Origin of the sequence: Nostoc sp. (assembly GCF_036917815.1) — a bacterium.
Taxonomy (GTDB): Bacteria; Cyanobacteriota; Cyanobacteriia; order Cyanobacteriales; family Nostocaceae; genus Nostoc.
Map to the genome: position 1 here is coordinate 243,784 of NZ_JBALEK010000035.1, position 22,978 is coordinate 266,761.

Genomic DNA, 22,978 nt, shown 5'->3' on the forward strand with positions numbered 1-22,978 from the left:
AGCCTAAGAAGAGAAGTATGGGGCATTGTTCTATTTTTAATATTGAGTCAAAAATAATACATAAGTATAAATTACAGTATTTATTAAGAAATTTTACGGGAATTTAAGTTTTACAGTGCTTTTATAGATATTTATACTGATTTTGATATGGTTAAGGAACTATTAACAAAAAGGATTTTACTTAAATGAACGATTCAAAATTACCCAATGCTTTAGGACAATCTATGATTATGGGCGCTTTGATGATTTTAACCAGCGTTGGGATTATTACAATCATGAACTTTTTCTAAGATCAAGATTTCTAATTTTAGCAATAAAACTTCACATAGCCCGGCTCAAAACTGAGCGGGGCTTTTACTTTTCTGATGCACATATATCAGTGCATATTAAGCCTCTTCTGTAACTTTCGGCAGAGAATAATTTTTAAGAGGTGTTTTTACGTAGTTTTGCCATCAGAGAAATTCAAATAGGGAGGCGATCGCTATAAATCTTACGCTAGTAATGAAGAGTTTGTAGTAAGGGATCTGCGGGTTAATAGTGTCCCAACCAACCGGGTTTCGACACTTCGACTACGCTCAGTGCATCGCTGCGCTCAACCCTCAGCCGTCGAGAGTTGAGCGCAGTCGAAACTCGGTTTACTGGTACTTTATTTTCACGCAAGTCCCTAAGGATTTCAGTGCTTAGAAAATAAGGACTTTAGTCCTTACTACGAACCTTGCTTACTTTAAACTTGACCGACGCTCTAGTGGTCTGTCAAATTCATTTTGACGGTTAGAGAGACGCGATAAATCGCCGTCTCTACAGAAAATTTATTCGTCAATTAGTTCTTGACAGACCACTAGTGACCGACTGGCGCTTTTACTCCTGCACCGCCTTTGCCCAAGAATAATAATAGAGGTAATGAGCAAAGGAACCCTATGCCTACGACTCGAAAGCAATCTGCGTAAGATAAAACAGCAGCCTGAGTGTCTACTGTTTGACTTAATAAAGCTAGTGCTTGTTGTTGCGCTGTTGCCGCATCCATGCCTTGGCTTTGAAGTGCCCCATTGAGCAAGTCGAGACGCTGATTGGTTTCTGGATCATAAGGGCTAAGTTTTGATAACAGGATGTCTCGATGAAAAGTCTGTCTGCGGTCAAGCAGAGTAGTAAGTAGGGCAATGCCGATACTGCCACCTAGTTGTCGAGTCAGGTTGTAGAAACCAGAACCGGCAGAAATATCTTTTTTGGGTAGCGGCCCTAAAACTGCCAAACTCAAAGGGAGAAACATAAATACAGTAAAAGCTCCGCGCCATACCAATGGCCAAAATAAATCCTCTGTCCCGCTTTGTGGGGTAATTGCTGCTAATTGAAACATGACTCCAGATGAGCCGACAGCGCCGATCGCAATTAAAAATCGGGCATCAACTACACTAGTTAGTTTGCCTAATAAAACCATCCCGATGGCAGATGCTAAAGCCCCAGGTGCTAGCAATAGTCCTGTTTGTGTTGCTGTAAATTGCAGGACGCTCTGAGCAAAGATCGGCACAGCAAAGAGTGCGCCATAAAGCCCCATACCCACCACTGCTGAGAGAACGCTTCCCGCAGCTAAAGAACGGTGACGCAAAACTCTTAAATCCACAGCTGGGTGATCTGTTTTCAGTTCTCGCCAAATAAACAACCCCAAGCCCATAATACCGAGAATAGTTAGAGAGACGATGAAACTGGAGGAAAACCAATCATCTGTCTCCCCTTCTTCTAATACAGTTTGTATGCTACCCACAGCCACAATTAAAAACCCAATTCCCCACCAATCAACAGCTTGGTTTCTTGTATCGCCCTTATCCTTATTCTTTGGCAAAAACGCCAAAGACATCGCTACTGCAATGATCCCAAAGGGAATGTTGACAAAGAAAATCCAGCGCCAGCCTAAACCATCTACTAAGAATCCTCCTAAGGTTGGGCCAATTGCTGGCCCAGCTATCACACCCACACCAAAAACTGCTTGAGCCAAACCTTGTTCAGCTGGGGGAAAAGTCTCGAACAAAATCGCCTGGGCTTTCGCTAGCAACCCGCCACCGCATAAACCTTGGAGAATTCGAGCCACGATCAACATCGGCAGATTGAAGGATAGCCCACATAAAACAGAGGAAATCGTAAAACCAATCAGTGAGAAGATAAAGTAGGTTTTACGCCCAAAGTAATCTCCCAACCATGCAGATAAGGGAATTAAGACGACGTTAGCGATCGCATATCCGCTAACTACCCAGCCCACTTCACTGATAGTCGCACCCAAACTAGCTTGAATATCTGTCAGAGCTACGTTAACAATACTAGTATCAATTACTTCTAAGATTGCACCAAGAGAAGCCGTAAAAGCGATCGCCCACTTCAATGGGCCTTGGACATAACCAAATTGGTCAAGACTAGAAGGTTTAATGTTGGTAGCCATTATTTAGCACAAGTAATATTTGGGAGATGTCAAGCAATGCCTTGGTTGTCCAAAGCTAAAATTAAGTATTGTATATATACGCTACGGTAGCGTATCATATAAAAACGGTCAAGAGAGTTTTCCATGAAAAGTGGCAAAAATACCTATGCTACAGATAGATAGTTACTCCTGCTGTTTTCATGTATGAGAATTGAGTTATCGGGCTGATTTGTTTCCCAGATGCGATGTTCTATGCCCAAAGATGAAAGCAAATTGCCAATTAAGATATTGCTTGGGGATGATATTTTTATGAGTAAGCAAATTAACGCACCCTCTGGACGGCCACGCAGCATCCAGGCCGACCAAGCTATTCTGCAAGCGACTTTGGATTTGCTTGCAGAGGTAGGATATGAAAGCATGAGTATAGAAGCGATCGCTTCCCGTGCTGGAGTTGGTAAAACGACCATCTATCGGCGTTACACTTCCAAAGAAGAACTAGTTGCAGATGCGATAGAAAGTTTGAGGGAAGAATTACCGATCCCCGACACAGGTAGCTTTTGGGGAGACATGGATATCTTGATCAATAATGCCGCCAAAAAAATAGATAGTCCCCTTGGTCGTCAGACACTCGCCCTGATAATTAGTACAGCGTCTAGTAATCCTCAGTTTGCCGAGGTTTACTGGACAAAATATACCAAACTTCGACGTGAAGCCTTGTCTAAAGTACTTAAGCGTGCCAAGTCTAGAAGTGAAATTCACAAGGATGCCGACATTGAGCTAATTATCGACCTTTTAAGTGGGTCACTGTACTACGCACTTATTTTTAAACCCATCACCGAGCCAGTAGAAGCGTATATGCGCCGCACCATGAATCTTTTGCTCAAAGGTATTGGGAGTTAGGAGTTAGGAGTTAGGAGTTAGGAGTTAGCTTATATCTTGCACCAGGCGACTGGAAGTCGCGGCTACACAGGCAAAACCCACACTTCGACAAGCTCAGTGACCGCCTCCGTGGGTTAAAAACCCTTGATTTCCTCTTAGTCCACGGAGGTGGACGAAAGTTTGTATAGCCGCGATTTCTAATCGCTAGGGCTAGGTGCAAGATGTGAGTTATAGCGGTTCTCGGCCCTTGTGAGGTACAAGAACCCCACCCCCAACCCCCTCCCCGCTCTTCGAGAGGGGGCTATGATGTACCTCATCTGATTAATAAACGCTATAGGAGTTTGGAGTTATAAGAATTCTTCCCCCATTCCCTACTCCCTATTCCCCACTCCCCAATTCCAACTTGTTATCAAAATAGCTTTCCATTATAGTTCATAAATGAGATGATGGAGGAATTAGAGAAAAAGGTGGACAATTGTTATTTTTCTCCTTCCGCTTCTGGTTGCAGAATGGCATCACAGTATTGAATGAGGGTTGTCAAGCGATCGCTAATCGTTTGAAGTCTCCTTTGTACAGTAGATGCTTGCCGCGCTCCCTGGAAAAACATCACATCTATTTCCAACAGGCGCAATTGCTTGCTCATCTCCGTTTGATAAGACTGCACTCGCCAGTTTTCATCAGCCAAAGGCACAATCTGTTGCCCAAAAAATTGCTGCAACGAGGCTACACGCTCTCGCAGTAAGGGCGGAACCATTTGGGTAGTAGTGGCATCGGAGCGTAATTGCTCTAACAAGGTTACGAATACCACATATTTCTCACGGTTTAAAGACATCCAGTGCTAGTTAAGATAGTATTAATGTCAAGATTAATGTCAAGTAATTTTTCTTCTACAATAAACTTTCTTAAAGACTTATCACCATTAAAAGCCTCAAATTCTGGTTTGAGGCTTTGTTTGCCATCAATGGATCTTCTTTTTCTCTGATTCTCGGAGCTTCAAACTGGATGACTACCACCAGCAATTGGAGAATCATCCTCACACTGCTTTTTCTCCCCTTCTCTGGGCGACAGCATCTTTTCAGGGTGATGCTGTCAGTTCTATTTATCTTTCACTTATCTACCGATCCTATCCAAACCCAATTGTATGAGCAGTCTAGCTATAAATTCATCAGTTGATCTTGCCATTCCCGAATGGTTAAAAAAATGTTTGAAGGAGGCATCGACAAGTAGCGGTGTAGCTGAAGATGACCGAAGACATAGCGATACAGTCTTAATTGGTCGAGCATTTGAATTTGCTTACCAACTCCATCAAGGTCAATACCGCAAATCGGGAGAAGCATACATTGCTCATCCCATCGCTGTAGCCGACTTGCTGCGTGACTTGGGAGGCAGTGCTGCTATGATAGCAGCTGGATTTCTCCATGATGTAGTTGAAGATACAGAAGTTACAAGTCAAGAAATAGAAGAACGCTTTGGCCCAGAAGTGCGGCAATTGGTCGAAGGTGTCACCAAGCTTTCTAAAATTAATTTCACCAGCAAAACCGAAAGCCAAGCCGAAAATTTCCGGCGGATGTTTTTGGCAATGGCGCAAGATATTCGAGTCATTGTGGTGAAATTGGCAGATCGTTTGCATAATATGCGAACTTTACAATATATGTCAGAGGCCAGCCGCCGCCGCAGTGCCCAAGAAACGCGAGATATTTTCGCGCCCTTAGCCAATCGCTTGGGGATTTGGCGGATTAAATGGGAACTGGAAGATTTGGCTTTTAAGTATTTGGAACCGGAAGCTTTTCGCCAAATGCAGGAGTACGTTTCTGAAAAACGGACGGCGCGAGAAGAGAAATTAGCCAAAGCTACAGACATTTTGCGAGAACGTTTGCAGCAAACCGGCATCCACTTTCAAGATATCAGTGGTCGTCCCAAGCACCTTTATAGCATTTATCAAAAAATGCATCGGCAGCAAAAGGAATTTCATGAAATTTACGATTTGGCGGCGCTGCGAATTATTGTTCAAACCAATCAGGATTGCTATCGGGCGTTGGCGGTGGTTCATGATGCTTTTCGCCCAATTCCTGGGAGATTTAAGGACTATATTGGACTACCAAAGCCTAACCGTTACCAGTCGTTGCACACTGGGGTAATTGGCTTAACTGGTCGTCCTTTAGAGGTGCAAATTCGGACAATCGAAATGCATCATATCGCCGAGTATGGGATTGCCGCCCATTGGAAGTACAAAGAAACAGGTGGTTCTAGTATTAGCCATTTGACAGGGACAGATGACAAGTTTACTTGGCTGCGGCAGCTGCTGGAATGGCAAACTGATCTCAAGGATGCACAAGAATATCTTGACAGTGTAAAAGATAATCTATTTGAAGATGATGTCTATGTCTTCACTCCTAAGGGGGATGTTGTTCCTTTAAGTCCTGGTGCTACAACTGTAGATTTTGGTTATCGCATTCATACCGAAGTGGGGAACCATTGTTCAGGGGCGCGGGTGAATGGGCGAATGGTGCCACTCTCAACGCGGCTGCAAAATGGCGATATTGTAGAAGTTCTCACCCAAAAGAACTGCCATCCGAGTTTAGATTGGTTGAACTTTGTCAGAACTTCGGCGGCAAAATATCGAATAAAACAATGGTACAAGCGATCGCGCCGGGAAGAAAATGTCGCCCGTGGCCGGGAATTGTTAGAAAAGGAACTTGGTAAAACTGGTTTTGATAGTCTGCTAAAGTCGGATGCAATGGAGACTGTCGCCGAAAAGTGCAACTATCACAGCGTGGAAGATTTACTTGCTGGTTTGGGTTACGGTGAAGTTACCTTGAACCTAGTGTTAAATCGTTGGCGAGAAGTAGCGAAGGGACAACAACCACCTTCTACTGTGTCGCCATTTATCCCCAAAGAACCAAGTACATCAAAAGCTTTGCGAGATGTACCTCCAACTACTTCGCGCTCAACTGATTCGCCAATTTTTGGGGTGGAAGGGTTGGTGTATTATTTAGCTGGGTGTTGTACCCCGATTCCTGGCGAACCGATTATTGGTGTAGTGACGCGAGGTAGGGGGATTTCGATTCATCGCCAAGGCTGCAATAATCTGGAGTGTGTGGAGTATGAGCGCTTAGTACCAGTTAGATGGAACCCAGGTGCCGAAAATAGTGGTCGTCCGCATACGTACCCAGTGGATGTTCAAATTGAAGCCCTTGACCGCGTAGGGGTGCTAAAGGATATTTTGTCACGGTTGAGTGACCAAGGGATAAATGTCCGCCATGCCCAGGTGAAAACCTCTATTGGTCAACCAGCATTAATGGACTTAGGAATAGATATACGCGATCGCTCTCAATTAGAGCAAGTGTTCGTCCAAATAAAAAAAATGAGCGACATTTTGAATATCCGCCGCGTTGGTCAAATTGACGAGTAGGTGTCCTAATTAGTAGGGTGCGTTAACGCAGTCTAACGCACCAATTTAGGAGTCGAACGAACACTGCTCCGTTAAGAATATTCGTAGGTTGGGTTGGGCGGAGCGAAACCCAACAAACCCCGCAAAATGTTGGGTTTCCTTCCTCAAACGCCACTTGCTTCGGGAGCATCCCAAATGTGCAAAGCTATAAGAGAAGCAAAAGAGCGTGGTGAATTGCCACCTAAAGAACATAATCAGGAGAAATCAGTGTGACAGAAGCACAAATCCAAGATATTTACTCACGCCTGGACAGCCTCACTGTTGAGGTAAACAGTCTCAAAACACAAATTGGTGTAGTAGGTACAACACAGTACGCAGTGGTACAAATTCTTGATCGATTAGAACGAGTAGAAAACACACAAGCCCGACATAGCAATCAATTAGACAATCTGCAAATCGATGTAAATGAAATTTTGCGGATACTGCGCGATCGCAATGGGGGGAGTGGCTTGTGATTGTGGCAATGTCGGCTGCGGGCGTAGCCATCACTCTTCTCTTAAAAACTTTTTGGTTTACTTACTGAAAATTGGGATGCTCCCCTTAGTTCTCCCTTGGCGTAAATTTATAAAAGTTTGATAAAGTATGTCCAAACTTCTGGTTAGTCAATATCACACAGAAGTAGAAAGAATTATTCAATATGGCGGTTCACGTAAAGAAACATCGATTCGGGTTGCATTTCAAAACTTAGTCAATGAATATTGCAAACCTAGAGAATTTAGACTTATTCCCGAACTAGATTATAAAACACCTAGCGGCAAACTTGTTTATCCAGATGGTACTGTTAAAGATGCTTTGCGTTTGGATTGGGGCTATTGGGAAAGCAAGGATGAATATGACAATTTAGACCAAGAAATTAGCAAAAAACTCATAAAAGGCTACCCAGATAGTAATATTCTGTTTTAAGATTCCCAAACAGCAGTTTTAATTCAGAGTGGACAAGAAATCATCTGGGAGGGCTGCCACCTCCAGGGGCTTGATCAGAGGTAGAACCTCTCGGAATACATTCCCAGCCTGGAGGCTGGGAACGAGGCTACACAGACCTTTGGGCTGATATTAGTGCTATTCTATTGATTAGTGTGTCTATTAGTTACAATCCCCATGCAAAATGTATTTCCTGGTGAGGTATTCGCCAATACTGCTGATTTTGACAATGGTATTCGTCAAGTGTTACCGCGATACGATGAGATGCTGGAGGTAATTGCCCGTTGTCTACCTTCCACAAGTCAGCGGATTTTAGAATTAGGCTGTGGTACAGGCGAACTTAGTCTCAAGATACTCAATCGGTGTCCAGATGCTCAAGTCATTGCTCTAGATTACTCACCTCGAATGGTGCAATTTGCCCAAGATAAAATCACTGCATCTGGATATCAACAACGCTGGACTGGTATAGAAGCAGATTTTGGCACCTGGGCAAATAATCCAGAGAAGTTCGATATTGTCAATGGATTTGATGCTTGTGTCTCATCCTTAGCAATTCACCATCTTGAAGATGAGATGAAATTAAAGTTATTTGAGCGAATTGCTGCTAGCCTCACTCAATACGGCTGTTTTTGGAATGCAGATCCTACTTTACCAGAATCACCAGCTTTAGCAGAAGTTTACAAGGCAGCACGGGAGGAGTGGTTAGTTCAACAGGGAATTAATTTGACAGAGATTAGCGCTAAACGTGGTAACAGCACCACCCAAGGTTACTCTAGTCAAGACCAGCTAGCTTGTTTAGATGCTCATTTACAAATGTTGAGCAAAGCTGGATTTAAAACAGTTGCAGTACCTTGGAAATATTATGGTCTGGCGGTGTTTGGTGGCTGGCTGTGAAAATTTTAGATTTTGGATATTCGCCCGTCTCCAATGGGTATTTATCGGATTAGCAGCCTGATAGTAACAAAACAGTAATAAATAACATTATTTCTTTTGATAAGAACTAATATGTAAACGCATTAGGTCTGTAAAGGAGGTATTGCTAACTCACGCAAGGGTTTTGGCTGAAATTTATGGTAATTAAGCTTGCTTTGTGTTTTTATGCAATATTTCCACATCAGAAGTACCCCGTGAGAGTATTACCCATCCTCCACAGATTTATCCGAAAATACAGAGTAGAAAATCTTTTCAGAAAACAAACCAGGGACACGCGGTTTGGATTCGTTTTCCTGCTCCCTTATTTGCCATCACTTAGTTTCAAAAGGAGAATATCTTGGATGGCTCGAAATAAAAAGAAATCATCTGGGTTCAAGCATGAGCGATCCCTAGACTCTAGATGCCCTATTTGTTGTATTATCCCACCGCATATACTTAAAAATGTCGTGGTAAATGGCAATCCCCAGCAGCGTACTTGGGCTTTTCATACACTAAACATTTCGGCACAATTTCAGGGACGGAGAAATATTGTAGGTAATATCTCTTTTGCGCCTTCTCCCGGTGAAAAGCGCCGCACCATCTACGATGCCAAAAATGGACAGCAACTCCCTGGTACCCTGGTGCGTGGTGAAGGTGGACCTCCGAGCAGTGATCCCGCAGTGAATGAAGCCTACGATGCGGCTGGTGCTACTTATGACTTGTTTCATGAGATATTTGATCGCAATTCCGTTGATGATAAAGGACTGCGTTTAGACTCAACTGTGCATTATGGCGTTAAATATGACAATGCCTTTTGGAACGGCGACCAAATGGTTTATGGTGATGGCGATGGCGAACTGTTTCAACGCTTCACAAAGTCAATTGATGTGATTGGGCATGAGCTAACTCATGGTGTAACCCAGTATCAAGCTGGTTTACAATATTATGGCGAACCAGGGGCACTGAATGAGTCGTTTTCTGATGTCTTCGGTTCTTTAGTGAAACAAAAGGCCAAAAATCAGACTGCACAAGAAGCAGACTGGCTGATTGGTCAAGGTCTTTTGGTACCGACTATCAAAGGTGTTGCCCTCCGCTCCATGAAAGCACCAGGAACAGCATACAATGATCCAATATTGGGTAAAGATCCCCAACCATGTCATGTAAAAGATAAATATACTGGTACTGATGATAATGGTGGGGTACATATCAACTCAGGAATCCCTAACTATGCCTTTTATCTAGCGGCTGTTGAGATTGGTGGCTATGCTTGGGAAACAGTTGGTAAAATTTGGTACATAGCTTTACGCGATCGCTTGTCTGCCAAAGCAGATTTTAAAAAAGCTGCCAGCGTCACCATTCAAATTGCTGGCGAACTCTATGGTAATGGCAGTAATGAGCAAAAAGCTGTGCAGAATGCTTGGCAAAAGGTCGGGGTTGTTTAGAGAGACGCGATTAATCGCGTCTGTACAGGAGGTAGGAGTAGAGACGCGATTAATCGCGTCTGTAAATAGTCAGTACTCAGGACTGATAAATCTGTTGTTTGTTGTTGCTAAAGTGGGAGCTGAGAACTATCATCTCCCAATCTTTGTATTTACCCCAACTGAATAACACAACGGAGAGCAAAAATAATGCGAGTATCATTTGAACGCACAGGCGGCTTTGCTGGAATCAGCAAGAAGACAACCGTTGATACAGAAACTCTCCCGCCACATGAAGCTGCGACACTTCCCCGACTCGTGGAAGTTGCTGATTTATTTAGGCTACCGGAACTAATTACTTCGCTAAATCAAGAGAGCGATCGCTTTCAATATAAATTAACAGTAGAAGATAACGGTAAGCAGCATACGGTGACTGTTAGTGAGTCAGCATTGCCAGGAACCTTAAGACCCCTGATTGAATGGCTACAAACTGTAGCACAGAAAAAGTAATTTGCTTGTAATATTATCACACTGAAAATCTCAATCAAGTCCTCAAGCAAGAATACCCCAATGGGATTAATTTAATTTTCGACTGTGTAGGTAAAACCGTATTTGATACCTGCGTTGAAAACTTGGCAGTGCGGGGACGTTTGGTAGTAGTTGGTTTTATCTCCGAATACGTAAATAATATAGAAAAAATTACACAACCACGCCTTTACCACCAGCTATTTTGGAAAGCTGCTTCTGTAAGAGGCTTTCTCATGCCTCATTATCTTTGAAGCTCCGGCTTCAGCGAAGCAAGCCGGAGTACTTCACATAACACAGTATTAGTTAGTTTATATTCAGTCGGGGGTGAGAATGACACAAGATTCAGAAAATACTTTAAAAGTTGCTCGACAGGCATTTGAGAATCTGACGCATGGGATGGCAACTGGAAAGTGGGAAGCATTATTAGATATGCTCACAGAAGATTTTACCCTTTGGTTTCCAATGGGTAAATTCCACGGTTTAAATGTGGGAAAAGAGCGAGCTAGAGAATTTTTCGAGTACGTTTTTGAATCCTTCAGTCCTGGTTTGAACTTGACTAGTCTAGACCATGTTACTAGCAATGAAACGACGGCTGTCTTTGAGTTTCGAGATGAAGGACCTTTGTTTGGACAGCCTTACAAAAATCGGGTAGCAGTTTCCTTTGACGTGCGTGGAGACAAAATCTGTGGTTATAGAGAATACTTTGGCAGTGATGGAAAATCGTATTAAATAATTTGTAATATCATGTCCGCTTGATTACTTATCAAACCTGAAGAACCCCACCCCGCCAAAGCTACGCTCTGTCTCCCCTCCCGAAGAGCGGGGAGGGGATTAAGGGGAGCCAGTGCGGTCTTGGGGTCTCCCCAAGTGGAGCATCTGGCGTGTGGGGTGCAATGACTGTGGGAATCATAACTAATTATGTTATGCGGACATGATATAATTCGCAATTACGAATTACTTAATTAACTTTTGTTAATTTCTCTCAGGGTTGAGTTCGTTTATTTCTCTGCATTTAGCCTCTGCTGCTTGATATGCTGCCAAATAGTCTTGACCACCCAACATTACATCACCGTAATATTCATAAGGTGGATCGCCATAGATTGGCAATGGTTCATCTTCTGGATAATCTTCTTTGGATTCTTCAATGATGGCTTTGAGTTTTTTAACCGTCAGCCTTTGGGCTGCAAAATACCAGAGTTCTTCGGGATTTTTGTTCAGGTGCGGTAATGTGGGATCGATAATGCGGACATCGGGGGCATCGCCTAGCTCAATCCAACTGTGTTCAATCGGTCTGTATGGCTTCCCGACAAAAGCTAAAAATCCCTGAATATATCTTGCCCCCTCAGTGGACAATGCTGCTTTGTAAGCATTATCAAAGGGAGTGCTAGCCCTGCTGTTTATGCGTTCAGCAGCTTTGATTGACAGCGTTTCATCCAATATTTTGTTCATCAATAGCAAGGATTAGAGCAGCCATGAAAATATACTATCATTGCTACTTACCATTTTGCTTGGGCATTGAGCATTCACTAATGACTAATGACTAATGACTAATGACTGAGGTATCAAATTTTATCCGAACTGTTTTGGGACGACAGGGGCTTCCCCAACAAACCTGGCCAGAGGGCATATTAGTAAAAACAGTACTACGAGCGCCAATGACAGCATTAGCGCCAATTTGCACTCCCGGTCCAATAAAACAATCTGCTGCTACCCATGCACCATTCTCAATAATGATACTCGCTGTTTTCAACCCAAAGGCAGGGTCTTGGATATCATGACTACCAGTACACAGGTAACTTTTTTGGGAAATTACACAGTGTTCACCGATGCTGATTTGATCGAGGCTGTATAAAACTACGTTATCTCCAATCCAACTGTAGTTGCCAATAGTGACTTTCCAAGGGTAGGTGAAGCGGGCGGTGGGTCGAATTAATACGCCCTTACCGATACGAGCGCCAAATAGTCGTAGTAGAGCGCAACGTAGAATATTTAACGGTTGAGGAGTGAGAGGAAAGGCGATCGCTTGTACAAGCCACCATAATAAAACATACCAACTTGGACGACCCCGGTGAAACCAAGATTGGTCATATTTACGTAAATCTACAAAAGGTTGGTCATTAGTCATGGGTCATTAGTCATTGGTCATTGGTCATTAGTCAGGAGTACGAAACGCGATTAATCGCGTTTCTATAGGAGTTATGAATCAATGGTCAATAGCTTTACCTCTGCTCCTCTGCTTCCCTGCTCCCCGACTCCCTCTTTCGGGGTAGTTGCAGTATTTAAGTGACCACCACAGTTGCGTAATTCGTAAAGTTTAACGCCAATTTGATATTCATATTGACTCAATAACCGGGCATAAATATATCCTGCTTTGCCATCCAAAAAACCGCGTTGAATTATATAAAACAACACGAACCGCAAAAGGGGTTTAAATGGCAGGTGTACCCACACTTTTTTCAAAAAGCGCTTGCGTTGCACTGCATCACCAAATAGATTAGCGCCAATAGTACCGCTATCACTTTTACCTGTAAGAATATTAAAGTAAACCCTGGCTTCCCAGTTGGAATAACGGTTATGCCGTTCTAACCAGTGGTAAAGGTCACGGAAGTCTTCGTGGAGCATATCATTTTTGAGATACCCAACTTCCCCCTGCAAAATCACATGTTCGTGAACTTCGTTATCACCAGTATTGGGAATATCTTCTGTATTTAGATTTTCGTAGCGACCTTTTTGATGCTGAAATAAACGTAGATTCCAATCGGGATATTTACCACCATAGCGAATCCATTTTCCCAAGAAAAATACCCGGCGGTTGAGATAATAACCTGTATATTCTTTGTTTTGAATTGCTTGGTCAATTTCTTCCCAAAGTTCGGGGGTAATGCGCTCATCGCAATCTACAATTAGTACCCATTCGTTGCGAAAAGGTAGATTATCTAAAGACCAATTTTTCTTTTTTGGCCAGCGTCCATTGAAGTTGAATTGCACGACATTTACACCGTGGTCTTTGGCAATTTCAATGCTTTTGTCGGTACTTTCAGAATCTACTACAAATATTTCATCTGCTCTGCTGAGGCTAGCGAGGCACGCAGGCAAATTTACTTGTTCATTTTTTGCGGGAATTAGTACTGAAACTGGTATTTTAGATGACATATATTTAGGAGTTAGGAGTTAGGAATTAGAATGGACTGGATATGATTGCCGATTTTAAACCATTTCCAAATCGTAGATTTGAAGGTCTACAATCAGGTGGTGGTTGAATTTGCAACGGGAAAGCATTCTGAATTCCCCATTCTTCTTTATTTCTTATTTGATGTAGATAAAAGACCCTGAATAGCAGCATTTAAGTAACCAATCTGACCGTAAGCATAAACAAGTTTGTCAAACCGTTCTGCTGGATCAGAGAAATATTGCAATGCTTTATACAATCCGCGCACAAACCGTTCGCTACCTCGCTGCAATTGAGCGATTCCAGCTTTACCAGCGAGTTGTTCTCGATAGCATTCACTGATACCCTGCCACCAGCCTCGGTTTAAAAACCAGGAGCGTTGGAGGCGTTCTGGGGCTACATTGTGAGCGACTAGTGCTTCGGGAAGATAAGCAACTTGCCAACCACGCTGTAGAGCAAATTCGGTCATTTGCAGTTCTTCATTTGATAACAAATTTTTCCCCACTCGACCAAGATGAGGATCAAAACCACCAATTTCTTCTAGGAAACTGCGGCGGATGGAGTAATTTAAGCCTCTGGGTGTTGAGCCAGGTTGCTCAATGTAGATGTTACTGTCACCCAAATCGTATGCACCCAGATTTGCAGCTAGCCCTGGAGATAGCCACCGTGGGGGTTGGATTCCTGGAGGCCACAAAAGAGTGACTTTGCCACCTGCGATCGCTAGCTTAGAGTTATTGTAATAGGCAAAATATAAAACTTGTAGCCAGCCCTCGCAGGCAACGGCATCATCATCCAGATAAGCCAGAATATCACCACTCGCTACCTTTGCCCCGGTGTTGCGGGCGACAGATAAGCCAATGGTGGGTTCAAAGACGTACTTCAGGCGCTGATTGTGGCTCCTTTGTTCTACGACTTCACGAGTGCGATCGCTAGATCCATTATCAATTACGATAATTTCAAAGTCAGCAGCAAAATCCTGGGCTAAAAGACTATCAATTGCAGCCCCTAAATAGGTATCTCGATTGTGAGTACAGATGATGGCAGAGATTTGGGTGTCTGGCATAGATTTAATTTTGGATTTGGGACTTCGGCTAGGCTCAGTCGAACGATTTTAGATTAAAATCTTAAATCCAACGCACAGCTGCTGAGAGCTAATCTAAACCAAAAGTTACTGACCCACCAACCGAGTTTCTTCGGAAATAATCTTTAAAACTTTACGTTTGTTGAATATGACTGTGTAAAACTACAAGGGTTTGGGCTAGTTGACTAAGGCGGGTTTCCAAGGATTGCTTGCGCCCTAACAGTTGACGTAACTTTTGGTAACGAGCGATCGCCATGCTAACATTGGGAACCTGATCTGCTGGACATGGACGCGACCAGACTTTACCAGCATCGTCTACACCACAGAGGCGGTAGCCAGTAATCGATGATTGATAAGATACTTTCCCACCACTCGCGCAAATTTCTTCTACGTAGTTCATCAGGCGGTCAACTTCTGCATGGCGCAGTGTGGCTGTTCCTCCCGGTTCTGGTTCTTGGGGATTGGATTCTAACCAGCCATTGACAATTGGACCTTCTAAGTAAATATCCTGAATTTGCTTCAAAATATTTTGCAGTTCTATTTGCCAACCTGCGACAGTTTCCTGAATTTCTTGCAATAGATTCATCGCCAATGCTGGATTTGCACCGTGGCGATGGCTGCTAAAGCTCGGAGTTTTCAACTTGGGTAGGCTGGGTGTTCTACTACCATTCTCTTCTGCTTGAAAGGTTTGCACAGAGTCATGGTGAGGAAAGAAATTTTGTTCATGAGAATAATCACTTTCAGTATCTACACTGAGGTCAACTGTTTGTCCTTGTGTATTGAGTTCCCCATTCTGAGAGGATGGAGTTTCTGTACTTTCTGTGGGTTCGTTGGCTCCAACACTGATTCTAAAAGAGAAAGGCCGTTTTGTCGTCGAATCACCTGTTTCGGCGGCAGAGGCAGTGCCGCGATTCCCTAAATCGTGTAGAGTTGCTTCAATGCGTTTTAAGCCTGCGTTCATAAAGACATCCTAAAGTTTGCTGTCCCCAGTGGTATTGAACTAGGGACTGGGGATTGGGGACTAGGGACTGGGAAGATTTAGATGGCGATTCAGACCTTAACCAAATCTTACTCATATTTTCTTACCCAGTCCCCAGCAGTACCCACTACCCAGTCCCGGAGCGCCAAGGATTCCCCAACAAGCTTGGCCGAAGTCGGGGAATCCTGGACGCGACCTGTTGAATAATTGAGAGTGGGGTTGTTGGGGCATCAATGAAATGATGCTGGTGCTAATTTTATCCCTTAAAAGTTATTTGAAACCAAAAATCTCACCCATGAAGTAAAAAACTGCGGTGATAAATTGTAACCATAGGCATATTGTTAAAATACTCAGGAAACAACTTTGGGTAAAATCATCTTAGTAACAGGTCCAGCACGATCTGGTAAAAGTGAATGGGCGGAAACTCTGGCTATGCAGTCAGGAAAACAGGTTGTTTACGTAGCAACAGCCACCGATAACCCAGATGACCAAGAGTGGCATCAACGCATTTTAAAACACCAAAAACGTCGTCCCGAAGATTGGGTAACTTTACCTGTACCTGTGGAACTGTCTGCTACCCTGGCCGATGCCAAACCCCATACCTGCCTTTTAGTTGATTCTTTAGGAACTTGGGTTGCTAATCTCCTGGAACAGGATGAATCTAGCTGGGAAAACATCGTTACAGAGTTGTTAGAGACGGTGGAACTGGTTGCTGCTGATATGTTGTTTGTCGCAGAAGAGGTGGGTTGGGGTGTGATCCCAGCTTATCCCCTGGGGAGGACATTCCGCGATCGCCTGGGTTCTTTAGTGCGCCAGCTAAGTACACTCAGCGAAACTGTTTATTTAGTTACTGGTGGTCATGTTCTCAATCTCAGCATCCTTGGTTCGCCATTACCAAACAGAGAAGATGCTGGAACATTCAGAAGTCAAGATTCTTAACTGTTGATTCAAATTCATCCCTCCGGGTTCGGCAGTCACTCATGGGGGAAACCCCCAAGACCGCGCTGCCTCACCAAAATCTCAAATCTCAAATCTCAAATTGTCTTATGGCAACCAAACAAGAAGTTAGAGGATACCTTGCCTACTGGTTTCAGTTGGGTAAGAAAGTGATTACGGGCAACGGTAAGGCAAGTTTTTTGCCCCAGTCGGTGGTAAATGGCGATCGCTATAGTGAAGAATTTGAAGAATGCTGGCAGAAAATTATCTCACCAGATTCAGGTGACTGTTACCTAGAGGGTACTCATGAAACCATTGCTGAACTATTGACACCAGCATGGGATCTGCTACCTTGTGGCCGTTGCAGTATGCCAGTAGCCGCGCGAAACGTCGGTATGCCAGCGTTGTTATGTCCCTGTAACGATTTACCTAACTGGCCAAATACTGAATTACCAGCACCGCGAGAGCCAATTAAGACTCAAGACCAACTCAAAACAATTCGCGATCGGCTTGTAGATAATATTGCATAAACAAACAATCAATTTGTAAATCTGACAGTTTTTTCTAAATTATTTGATTATTTTAATTTTTCCTGTAGCGGCTTTTAGTCCCACCACAGTATTTTTCTATGTCCATACCAGCTAGGGTAAAAATAATTATTGGTTATTAACTATCCCAATCCCCAATCCCTAATCCCCAATCCCCAATCCCCAATAGACATCTCCAGAAAAGAAAAAAGACCCCTCTCCAAACCTCTCCCCGAAAGGTCGCGAGGCTTTAAAACCCCCCTTCCCTCGTAGGGAAGGGGGGAAGGGGGGTTAGGTCTGGGTGCAAATTTGTGGTATCTAAATCTTTTTCGGAGATGTCTAATCCCCAATCCCCAATCCCCAATACTTCTCTGCGAGAGGCTGCGCCAACGGCTTCTCTACGAGACGCTACGCGAACGCTCAGTACAAGTCCCCAATCCCCAAAATCCTAAGTATTTTACTCATTAACCGTGCCACTATAGAAAATAGAGCTGCAAATTGAGCAATAGGAAGACTAAAGAACACTGTGCAGATAACATTCTTAGGGACGAGTTCCGGTGTACCCACGCGATCGCGCAATGTTTCCAGCGTCGCCCTGAGATTACCCCAAAGGGCAGAACTGTGGTTATTTGACTGTGGCGAAGGTACTCAGCATCAAATAATGCGGAGTGAACTCAAAATGAGTCAACTTTCCCGAATTTTTATCACCCACATGCACGGCGATCACATCTTTGGGTTGATGGGACTTCTTGCTACTTGCGGCTTGGCTGGCAATGTGGAACGAATTGATATCTATGGGCCACCTGGCTTAAATGATTACATTCAATCCGCCTCACGCTACTCCTACACACACTTTTCTTACCCGATCAAAGTTCACGCCATCCGTCCAGGGGTAATTTATGAAGACGAGGACTTCACCGTTAGCTGCGGTAATTTGCATCACCGGATTACAGCTTTCGGCTACCGCATAGCCGAAAAAGACCGCACAGGACGCTTTGATGTGGAAAAAGCCAAGGAGTTGCAAATTCCTCCTGGTCGGATTTACGGTCAACTCAAGCGCGGTGAAACTGTTACCCTTGACGACGGACGGGTGATTGATGGCACTCAATTATGCGGACCGACAGAAATTGGTCGAAAGATTGCCTATTGTACAGACACAATTTATTGTGATGGTGCAGTGGAATTAGCTCATGATGCAGATGTATTAATTCACGAAGCCACCTTTGCCCATCAAGATGCAGATATGGCTTTTCAGCGATTGCATTCTACAACCACAATGGCAGCGCAAACCGCTTTAGCTGCTGGGGCGCGTCGGCTGATTATGAGTCATTTTAGTCCCCGCTATGCTCCCGGAAATACCTTGGAGTTGAAGGATCTTCTCAAGGAAGCCCGTGCTATTTTTCCCCGTACTGATATGGCCTACGATTTCATGATTCATGAAGTACCTAGACGACGGGAAGTAGAGTTAACTAAGGTAGGCGTTTAGATTTTGGATTTTAGATTTCCTATTGAACCCTTCTAAGGGACTGACAAATAAAAAACATCCCAAATTTTCTTGTGGGATGGGTGTCCGCACTCGTCCTATATTCAGGGCGGGCAGGATGCCCACCCCACAAGATGGATAATTGATTTCTTGTCAGTCCCTAATCTAAAATCTAAAATTAACCAGGCTCTATAGCAGTCCTAAATCATTCGACGCAGGGAACCTCTGCAACGCACTGGCTCCCCTACGTATCTTTTTAAAAATCAAATAGTAGTCCTATAGTATGGTTTAAATATTTTCCCCAGTGTGTTTCTTAGATTACAAGTCATTAAAATAACATGAGTATACAGTAATATTGTGAACCAGAGAATTTTTTACTAAAATACTTAGGAAAAATAATTAATTTTCCGTCAAGATTTTTATTCTTTAAATAAAATATTTATGAAAAATTTATTCTTCCAACACTGATTAAGAATTTATATGCATGAATTCATGAACATGAAAGCGCCAGTTGGCATAATATTGTGCCAAATGAGTTTGTCATCGTTGGAAGAATAATTAAGTATGTTGTTGTAGCTATTAGGTGTAGAAAAATCATTTCCCAGTTCTCATAAATCTTCCAAATAAATATAGTATTTCGATATTAGAGGAGTTTGATAGTGGCTAAGACTAGTCTGAATCAAGAGCAACAGGTTACTACTTCAGCACAAGGCGTAGTTGACATCAGACAACTATCTACTATTTTGCTTCGCCGACGCTTTCTGATCTTGGGAGTTTCCTGTGTAGTTATGTCAGCTGCTAGCCTCCTGGCTATCATTACCAAACCTACTTACCAGAGCAATATGCAGATATTGGTGAGTTCCAATTTATCGGAAGGGGCACAGTCAAATAATATCCCAGTCGGGGCAGATACTCAGGTTACTGATTCCAATTCTCAAGTTATTGATGACACTACTCAGATGAAACTCATGCGGAGTTCTAAGCTGCTCCAGAAAGCCTTAGATTTACTTCGTCCTGATTATCCTAATATTACCTTAGAAGATATCAATGGTCAAAAAGAACAGAGCAAAAAAGCACCTCTAGTAGTGACTCCAGAAAAGGGAGACATAGGAGCTAATAAAGTTCTTAATCAAGTATTTGAAGTTTCTTTTAATGATGACGATCCAGTGAAAGCACAAAGAGTACTTCAAGCTCTAGAAAAAGTCTATCAAAACTACAATAAACAGCAACAAAAAGAACGTCTTAATCAGGGACTGGCTTTTGTAAATGCTCGCCTACCTGAGATCAAAAAAGAGGTGAGTAAAGCTGATAAAAATTTGGAGCAGTTTCGCAAGAAACATAAATTTCTCGATCCCGAAGTTCAAAGTAAAATCTTGCTAGAATCTCTAGCCGATATTCAACAACAGCTACAAACCACTCGTGCAAACCTTCAAGATGCAAACGCTCGCTACGATAACCTAGAGCAACAAATAGCATCTTCATCCCACCAGAATACACTAATTTCTTCTCGTTTAAATCAGTCAAGCCGCTACCAAGCCTTATTGAGTGAAATTCAAAAGACGGAACTGGCTTTGGCGAAAGAGCGGCTGCGCTATACAGACGACTACCCATCAGTACAAAAGCTAAAACAGCAACGCCAAAATCAACTTTCGTTATTACGAGAAGAGGTGAAAGCTATTACTAGTAGCAGTGAGGGACAACCGCTATTAAAAGGGCAAATGCTAGGGGTTGATCCCACGCTAGTAGACGAGTTTATTCTGGTGCAGACAACCGTCTTAGGACTAACTGCTAATGAAAAGAATCTAGCCGAGTCAGAGCAGCGACTGCGCTCTGAAGTAAACAAATACCCAAGCTTAATAGCAGAGTACAACCGTCTGCTACCAAAGGTAGAAACTAGTCATAAAACCCTTGAACAATTGCTCCAGGCACAACAGTCCTTGGGACTAAAAATTGCTCAGGAAGGATATAACTGGCAAGTTTTGACAGAACCTACTCTGGGTACTTTTATGGGGAACAACAGATTATTCCTTTTGGTTGGAGGAGCCGTAATTGGGCCGATTTTAGGTATCTTAGCAGCCCTGATTTTGGAAAAATTTAATGACGCTATTTATTGTGCGGAAGATTTAAAGAAACTGACGAACCTACGTATACTGGGATCAGTCCCAAAACTACCATCGCGTGATGTCAAAAAGCGGCGACTGGGACTGCCTTGGAATGGGCGGCGAAGTTCAGATAACTCTGTAATAGAAGTCACTATTAATTTGCCCGTCCATGAAACCTTGGACATGATCTACCAAAATATTCAAATCTTAAAATATCCCTTGCCTTTCAAGTCGCTGATGTTTACTTCAGCACTACCAGGAGAAGGGAAGACAACCTTAATATTAGGGCTTGTGGCTAGTGCTACTCGGATGCATCGACGAGTATTAGTTATTGATGCTAATTTGCATAATCCTAGCCTGCACAAAATCCTGGAACTATCCAATGATTGGGGACTATCTCTGTTATTAGTTGATGAGACGACTACTCATTTTCAAGATTACATCCAGCCCATTCACCCTTCAATTGATATTTTGACTGCTGGTCCGGAACCAGAAGACACGGTGAAGTTACTCAGTTCGGAACGGATGAAAGAACTAATAGAGTTATTTGAGCAAAGTTATGACTTAGTACTGATAGATGCTCCAGCTATTTTAGGTACAGTTGATGCCAGGATTGTGGCATCTTTTTGCAATGGGATTGTGATGGTAGAGCGCATGGGTAAAGTGACGCGGACTGAACTGACTCAAGCTACAGAAATTTTGAGTAAGTTGAATTTAATTGGAATTATCGCTAATGAAGTGAGCAATTCTCAAAAGGTATTGGCATCGTAGAGCGAAGGAGGAAGGAGGTATTGGGCATTGGAAAGGCAAAGAGGAATTTTCCCCGTGCCTCTTACTACCTTTATCTGATTTCTACCTGATAGCTAAAGCAAAATGCATAATTAGTAGGAGGTGGCAACCTCCTGCGTTGGAGAAGTGTCTCATCTTAAAGTAGTAGACGCCATAGTTCAGAGCGTCAATTAGATACTAGTGTGATTAGATGATCAGCATGAAATTCCAACTTTACTTAGGCTCTTTATTTTCCCAGATTAAAGTACGTTATTGGTGGGTAAGTATCCTTTTGTGGATAGCTTTGGTTGCCCCAGCCCAAGCGTCTGTAATTCTGCGTGTGGCAATTGAGAGGGGCGTTAATCAGGTAAAAGTGGGCAGTTCCACCACTGGGATTGTCAAGGATAGTACTGGCCGGACTCTCGGACAGTTGCCAGCGATGAGTGCATATTATGCTCAAGCCGTTCCTGGTGGAGTGGCTTTAGATAAATGGCAGTCTGGTTTATTTTGGATTGAGCCAACTGGTAAAGGATTCGTTTATATTGGCGATCGCTGGTATCGGGGTAGAACTCTAGTTGTACCCACAGATAAAGGCTTAACGGCTGTTAATTGGGTTGATGACCAAGAGTATCTCTACAGCGTTCTCGGTGGCGAAATGGATGCTAGCTGGCCCCAAGAGGCGCTGAAAGCTCAGGCGATCGCAGCCCGTACTTATGCCCTCTACGAACGTGAAAAACAACGGAATAATCCCGTTTATGATTTAGGCAATACCCCCGATCGTTGGCAAATTTACAAAGGTGTCATCAGTGAAGCTCCTTCTACTTACGCCGCAGTGGATTCCACACTAGGGCAGGTACTAACTTACAAAAACCAGATTATTCTCTCAGTTTTTCATGCCTGTTCTGGGGGACACACCGAAAACGTGGAAGATGTTTGGGGAAGCAACGAGCCTTACCTCCGGGCTGTTCAAGACTACGATCAAAATATCAGCGAGTGTAATTGGGTGAAAACCTTCTCGCCCAGTGAAATTAGCGCTAAATTTCCTGAGGTGGGCAATGTCAAGGATATGATTCCAGAGACATACTCACCTTTCCGCAGTGTTAAAGTCCTGAAAATTGTCGGCAACAGGGGTACAAAAGTGCTACAGGGCGAGGAAGTGCGAACAGCCCTCAAGTTAAAAAGTACCCGCTTTACCGTCACCAAGGGAGCCGATGGTAGTTTTGTACTGCAAGGGCTGGGCTACGGTCATGCTTTAGGTATGAGTCAGTGGGGAGCGTACAATCTGGCTCGGCAAGGAGTGAACCACCTGCAAATTTTGGGTCATTATTATCAAGGTGTAGCCCTAACACCAATTCAGGCGAAGTAATCAGGGATTGGGCATTGGGCATTGGGCATTGATATTTCCCTTGTCCCCCTG

General features: G+C 43.4%; 20 protein-coding genes and 1 pseudogene. 14 read left to right on the forward strand and 7 right to left on the reverse strand.

The window, feature by feature from the left end; all coding sequences use genetic code 11:
- Nucleotides 1-838: 838 nt before the first annotated feature.
- Entirely contained in the window at nt 839-2,428 is a 1,590-nt protein-coding gene (locus tag V7K97_RS09675; protein WP_334800663.1) for a DHA2 family efflux MFS transporter permease subunit, read from the reverse strand.
- Between the two features lie 288 nt (nt 2,429-2,716).
- Between V7K97_RS09675 and V7K97_RS09680 the strand changes: the two genes are divergently transcribed.
- Entirely contained in the window at nt 2,717-3,307 is a 591-nt protein-coding gene (locus tag V7K97_RS09680) for a TetR/AcrR family transcriptional regulator (protein ID WP_334800664.1), read from the forward strand.
- A gap of 457 nt (nt 3,308-3,764) precedes the next feature.
- Here the strand turns inward: V7K97_RS09680 and patD are convergent, their stop codons facing one another.
- A complete protein-coding gene (gene patD, locus V7K97_RS09685; RefSeq protein ID WP_334800666.1) occupies nt 3,765-4,118 on the reverse strand; it encodes a heterocyst frequency control protein PatD in 354 nt (117 codons plus the stop codon).
- A gap of 309 nt (nt 4,119-4,427) precedes the next feature.
- Here patD and V7K97_RS09690 point away from each other — a divergent pair, with 309 nt between their 5' ends.
- The 8 genes and pseudogenes from V7K97_RS09690 (at nt 4,428) to V7K97_RS09725 (ending at nt 11,245) form a co-directional block, all read left to right on the forward strand.
- A complete protein-coding gene (locus V7K97_RS09690; RefSeq protein WP_334800667.1) occupies nt 4,428-6,698 on the forward strand; it encodes a RelA/SpoT family protein in 2,271 nt (756 codons plus the stop codon).
- Nucleotides 6,699-6,946: 248 nt separating this feature from the next.
- A complete protein-coding gene (locus tag V7K97_RS09695) occupies nt 6,947-7,192 on the forward strand; it encodes a hypothetical protein (RefSeq protein WP_334800668.1) in 246 nt (81 codons plus the stop codon).
- Nucleotides 7,193-7,319: 127 nt separating this feature from the next.
- The gene (locus V7K97_RS09700) at nt 7,320-7,640 is read left to right on the forward strand and encodes a hypothetical protein (protein WP_442936924.1); all 321 of its coding nucleotides are present in this window, start codon (nt 7,320-7,322) and stop codon (nt 7,638-7,640) included.
- Between the two features lie 195 nt (nt 7,641-7,835).
- Entirely contained in the window at nt 7,836-8,552 is a 717-nt protein-coding gene (locus V7K97_RS09705) for a class I SAM-dependent methyltransferase (protein WP_334800669.1), read from the forward strand.
- A 380-nt stretch (nt 8,553-8,932) separates the two neighbouring features.
- Nucleotides 8,933-10,012: a M4 family metallopeptidase gene (locus V7K97_RS09710; RefSeq protein WP_334800671.1), complete on the forward strand. Its 1,080-nt coding sequence runs from the start codon at nt 8,933-8,935 to the stop codon at nt 10,010-10,012.
- 186 nt (nt 10,013-10,198) lie between these two features.
- Nucleotides 10,199-10,498, forward strand: a complete 300-nt coding sequence (locus V7K97_RS09715) for a protealysin inhibitor emfourin (RefSeq protein ID WP_334800673.1) — start codon at nt 10,199-10,201, stop codon at nt 10,496-10,498.
- Nucleotides 10,499-10,512: 14 nt separating this feature from the next.
- A pseudogene (locus tag V7K97_RS09720) lies at nt 10,513-10,761 on the forward strand (zinc-binding dehydrogenase); the annotation flags it as partial.
- An 85-nt stretch (nt 10,762-10,846) separates the two neighbouring features.
- Entirely contained in the window at nt 10,847-11,245 is a 399-nt protein-coding gene (locus tag V7K97_RS09725; protein ID WP_334800675.1) for a nuclear transport factor 2 family protein, read from the forward strand.
- A 243-nt stretch (nt 11,246-11,488) separates the two neighbouring features.
- On the opposite strand, the gene V7K97_RS09730 is transcribed toward V7K97_RS09725, so the two are convergent.
- The 5 genes from V7K97_RS09730 to V7K97_RS09750 form a co-directional block, all read right to left on the reverse strand.
- Nucleotides 11,489-11,965: a hypothetical protein gene (locus V7K97_RS09730; protein WP_334800677.1), complete on the reverse strand. Its 477-nt coding sequence runs from the start codon at nt 11,963-11,965 to the stop codon at nt 11,489-11,491.
- 91 nt (nt 11,966-12,056) lie between these two features.
- The gene (gene hpsU, locus V7K97_RS09735) at nt 12,057-12,641 is read right to left on the reverse strand and encodes a hormogonium polysaccharide biosynthesis acetyltransferase HpsU (protein ID WP_334800678.1); all 585 of its coding nucleotides are present in this window, start codon (nt 12,639-12,641) and stop codon (nt 12,057-12,059) included.
- 71 nt (nt 12,642-12,712) lie between these two features.
- Entirely contained in the window at nt 12,713-13,669 is a 957-nt protein-coding gene (locus tag V7K97_RS09740) for a glycosyltransferase family 2 protein (protein WP_334800679.1), read from the reverse strand.
- Nucleotides 13,670-13,815: 146 nt separating this feature from the next.
- Entirely contained in the window at nt 13,816-14,748 is a 933-nt protein-coding gene (locus V7K97_RS09745) for a glycosyltransferase family 2 protein (protein WP_334800680.1), read from the reverse strand.
- Nucleotides 14,749-14,899: 151 nt separating this feature from the next.
- Nucleotides 14,900-15,727 carry a hypothetical protein gene (locus V7K97_RS09750; protein WP_334800682.1) on the reverse strand — a complete coding sequence of 276 codons (828 nt, stop codon included), beginning with the start codon at nt 15,725-15,727 and terminating at the stop codon, nt 14,900-14,902.
- Between the two features lie 381 nt (nt 15,728-16,108).
- On the opposite strand from V7K97_RS09750, the gene cobU reads away from it, so the two are divergent.
- The 5 genes from cobU to V7K97_RS09775 all read left to right on the forward strand — a co-directional run bounded on the left by cobU (nt 16,109) and on the right by V7K97_RS09775 (nt 22,927).
- Nucleotides 16,109-16,684 (forward strand): bifunctional adenosylcobinamide kinase/adenosylcobinamide-phosphate guanylyltransferase, encoded by a 576-nt coding sequence (cobU, locus tag V7K97_RS09755; RefSeq protein ID WP_334800683.1) that lies wholly within the window; start codon nt 16,109-16,111, stop codon nt 16,682-16,684.
- A gap of 107 nt (nt 16,685-16,791) precedes the next feature.
- Nucleotides 16,792-17,211 (forward strand): hypothetical protein, encoded by a 420-nt coding sequence (locus tag V7K97_RS09760; RefSeq protein ID WP_334800684.1) that lies wholly within the window; start codon nt 16,792-16,794, stop codon nt 17,209-17,211.
- A 523-nt stretch (nt 17,212-17,734) separates the two neighbouring features.
- Nucleotides 17,735-18,694, forward strand: coding sequence for a ribonuclease Z (locus tag V7K97_RS09765; protein ID WP_334800685.1), 960 nt, complete (start codon nt 17,735-17,737; stop codon nt 18,692-18,694).
- Nucleotides 18,695-19,350: 656 nt separating this feature from the next.
- Nucleotides 19,351-21,564, forward strand: a complete 2,214-nt coding sequence (locus V7K97_RS09770) for a GumC family protein (RefSeq protein ID WP_334800686.1) — start codon at nt 19,351-19,353, stop codon at nt 21,562-21,564.
- Between the two features lie 217 nt (nt 21,565-21,781).
- Nucleotides 21,782-22,927 (forward strand): SpoIID/LytB domain-containing protein, encoded by a 1,146-nt coding sequence (locus tag V7K97_RS09775; RefSeq protein WP_334800687.1) that lies wholly within the window; start codon nt 21,782-21,784, stop codon nt 22,925-22,927.
- Nucleotides 22,928-22,978 lie beyond the last annotated feature (51 nt).

Excerpts from the sequence above, each read along its gene's own strand:
- hpsU (WP_334800678.1), bottom strand. The coding sequence starts at position 12,641 with ATGACTAATGACCAACCTTTTGTAGATTTACGTAAATATGACCAATCT.
- V7K97_RS09690 (WP_334800667.1), top strand. The coding sequence starts at position 4,428 with ATGAGCAGTCTAGCTATAAATTCATCAGTTGATCTTGCCATTCCCGAA.
- V7K97_RS09740 (WP_334800679.1), bottom strand. The coding sequence starts at position 13,669 with ATGTCATCTAAAATACCAGTTTCAGTACTAATTCCCGCAAAAAATGAA.
- V7K97_RS09705 (WP_334800669.1), top strand. The coding sequence starts at position 7,836 with ATGCAAAATGTATTTCCTGGTGAGGTATTCGCCAATACTGCTGATTTT.
- V7K97_RS09730 (WP_334800677.1), bottom strand. The coding sequence starts at position 11,965 with ATGAACAAAATATTGGATGAAACGCTGTCAATCAAAGCTGCTGAACGC.
- V7K97_RS09675 (WP_334800663.1), bottom strand. The coding sequence starts at position 2,428 with ATGGCTACCAACATTAAACCTTCTAGTCTTGACCAATTTGGTTATGTC.
- V7K97_RS09725 (WP_334800675.1), top strand. The coding sequence starts at position 10,847 with ATGACACAAGATTCAGAAAATACTTTAAAAGTTGCTCGACAGGCATTT.
- V7K97_RS09745 (WP_334800680.1), bottom strand. The coding sequence starts at position 14,748 with ATGCCAGACACCCAAATCTCTGCCATCATCTGTACTCACAATCGAGAT.
- V7K97_RS09760 (WP_334800684.1), top strand. The coding sequence starts at position 16,792 with ATGGCAACCAAACAAGAAGTTAGAGGATACCTTGCCTACTGGTTTCAG.
- V7K97_RS09775 (WP_334800687.1), top strand. The coding sequence starts at position 21,782 with ATGAAATTCCAACTTTACTTAGGCTCTTTATTTTCCCAGATTAAAGTA.
- patD (WP_334800666.1), bottom strand. The coding sequence starts at position 4,118 with ATGTCTTTAAACCGTGAGAAATATGTGGTATTCGTAACCTTGTTAGAG.
- V7K97_RS09680 (WP_334800664.1), top strand. The coding sequence starts at position 2,717 with ATGAGTAAGCAAATTAACGCACCCTCTGGACGGCCACGCAGCATCCAG.
- V7K97_RS09710 (WP_334800671.1), top strand. The coding sequence starts at position 8,933 with ATGGCTCGAAATAAAAAGAAATCATCTGGGTTCAAGCATGAGCGATCC.
- V7K97_RS09700 (WP_442936924.1), top strand. The coding sequence starts at position 7,320 with ATGTCCAAACTTCTGGTTAGTCAATATCACACAGAAGTAGAAAGAATT.
- V7K97_RS09750 (WP_334800682.1), bottom strand. The coding sequence starts at position 15,727 with ATGAACGCAGGCTTAAAACGCATTGAAGCAACTCTACACGATTTAGGG.
- V7K97_RS09715 (WP_334800673.1), top strand. The coding sequence starts at position 10,199 with ATGCGAGTATCATTTGAACGCACAGGCGGCTTTGCTGGAATCAGCAAG.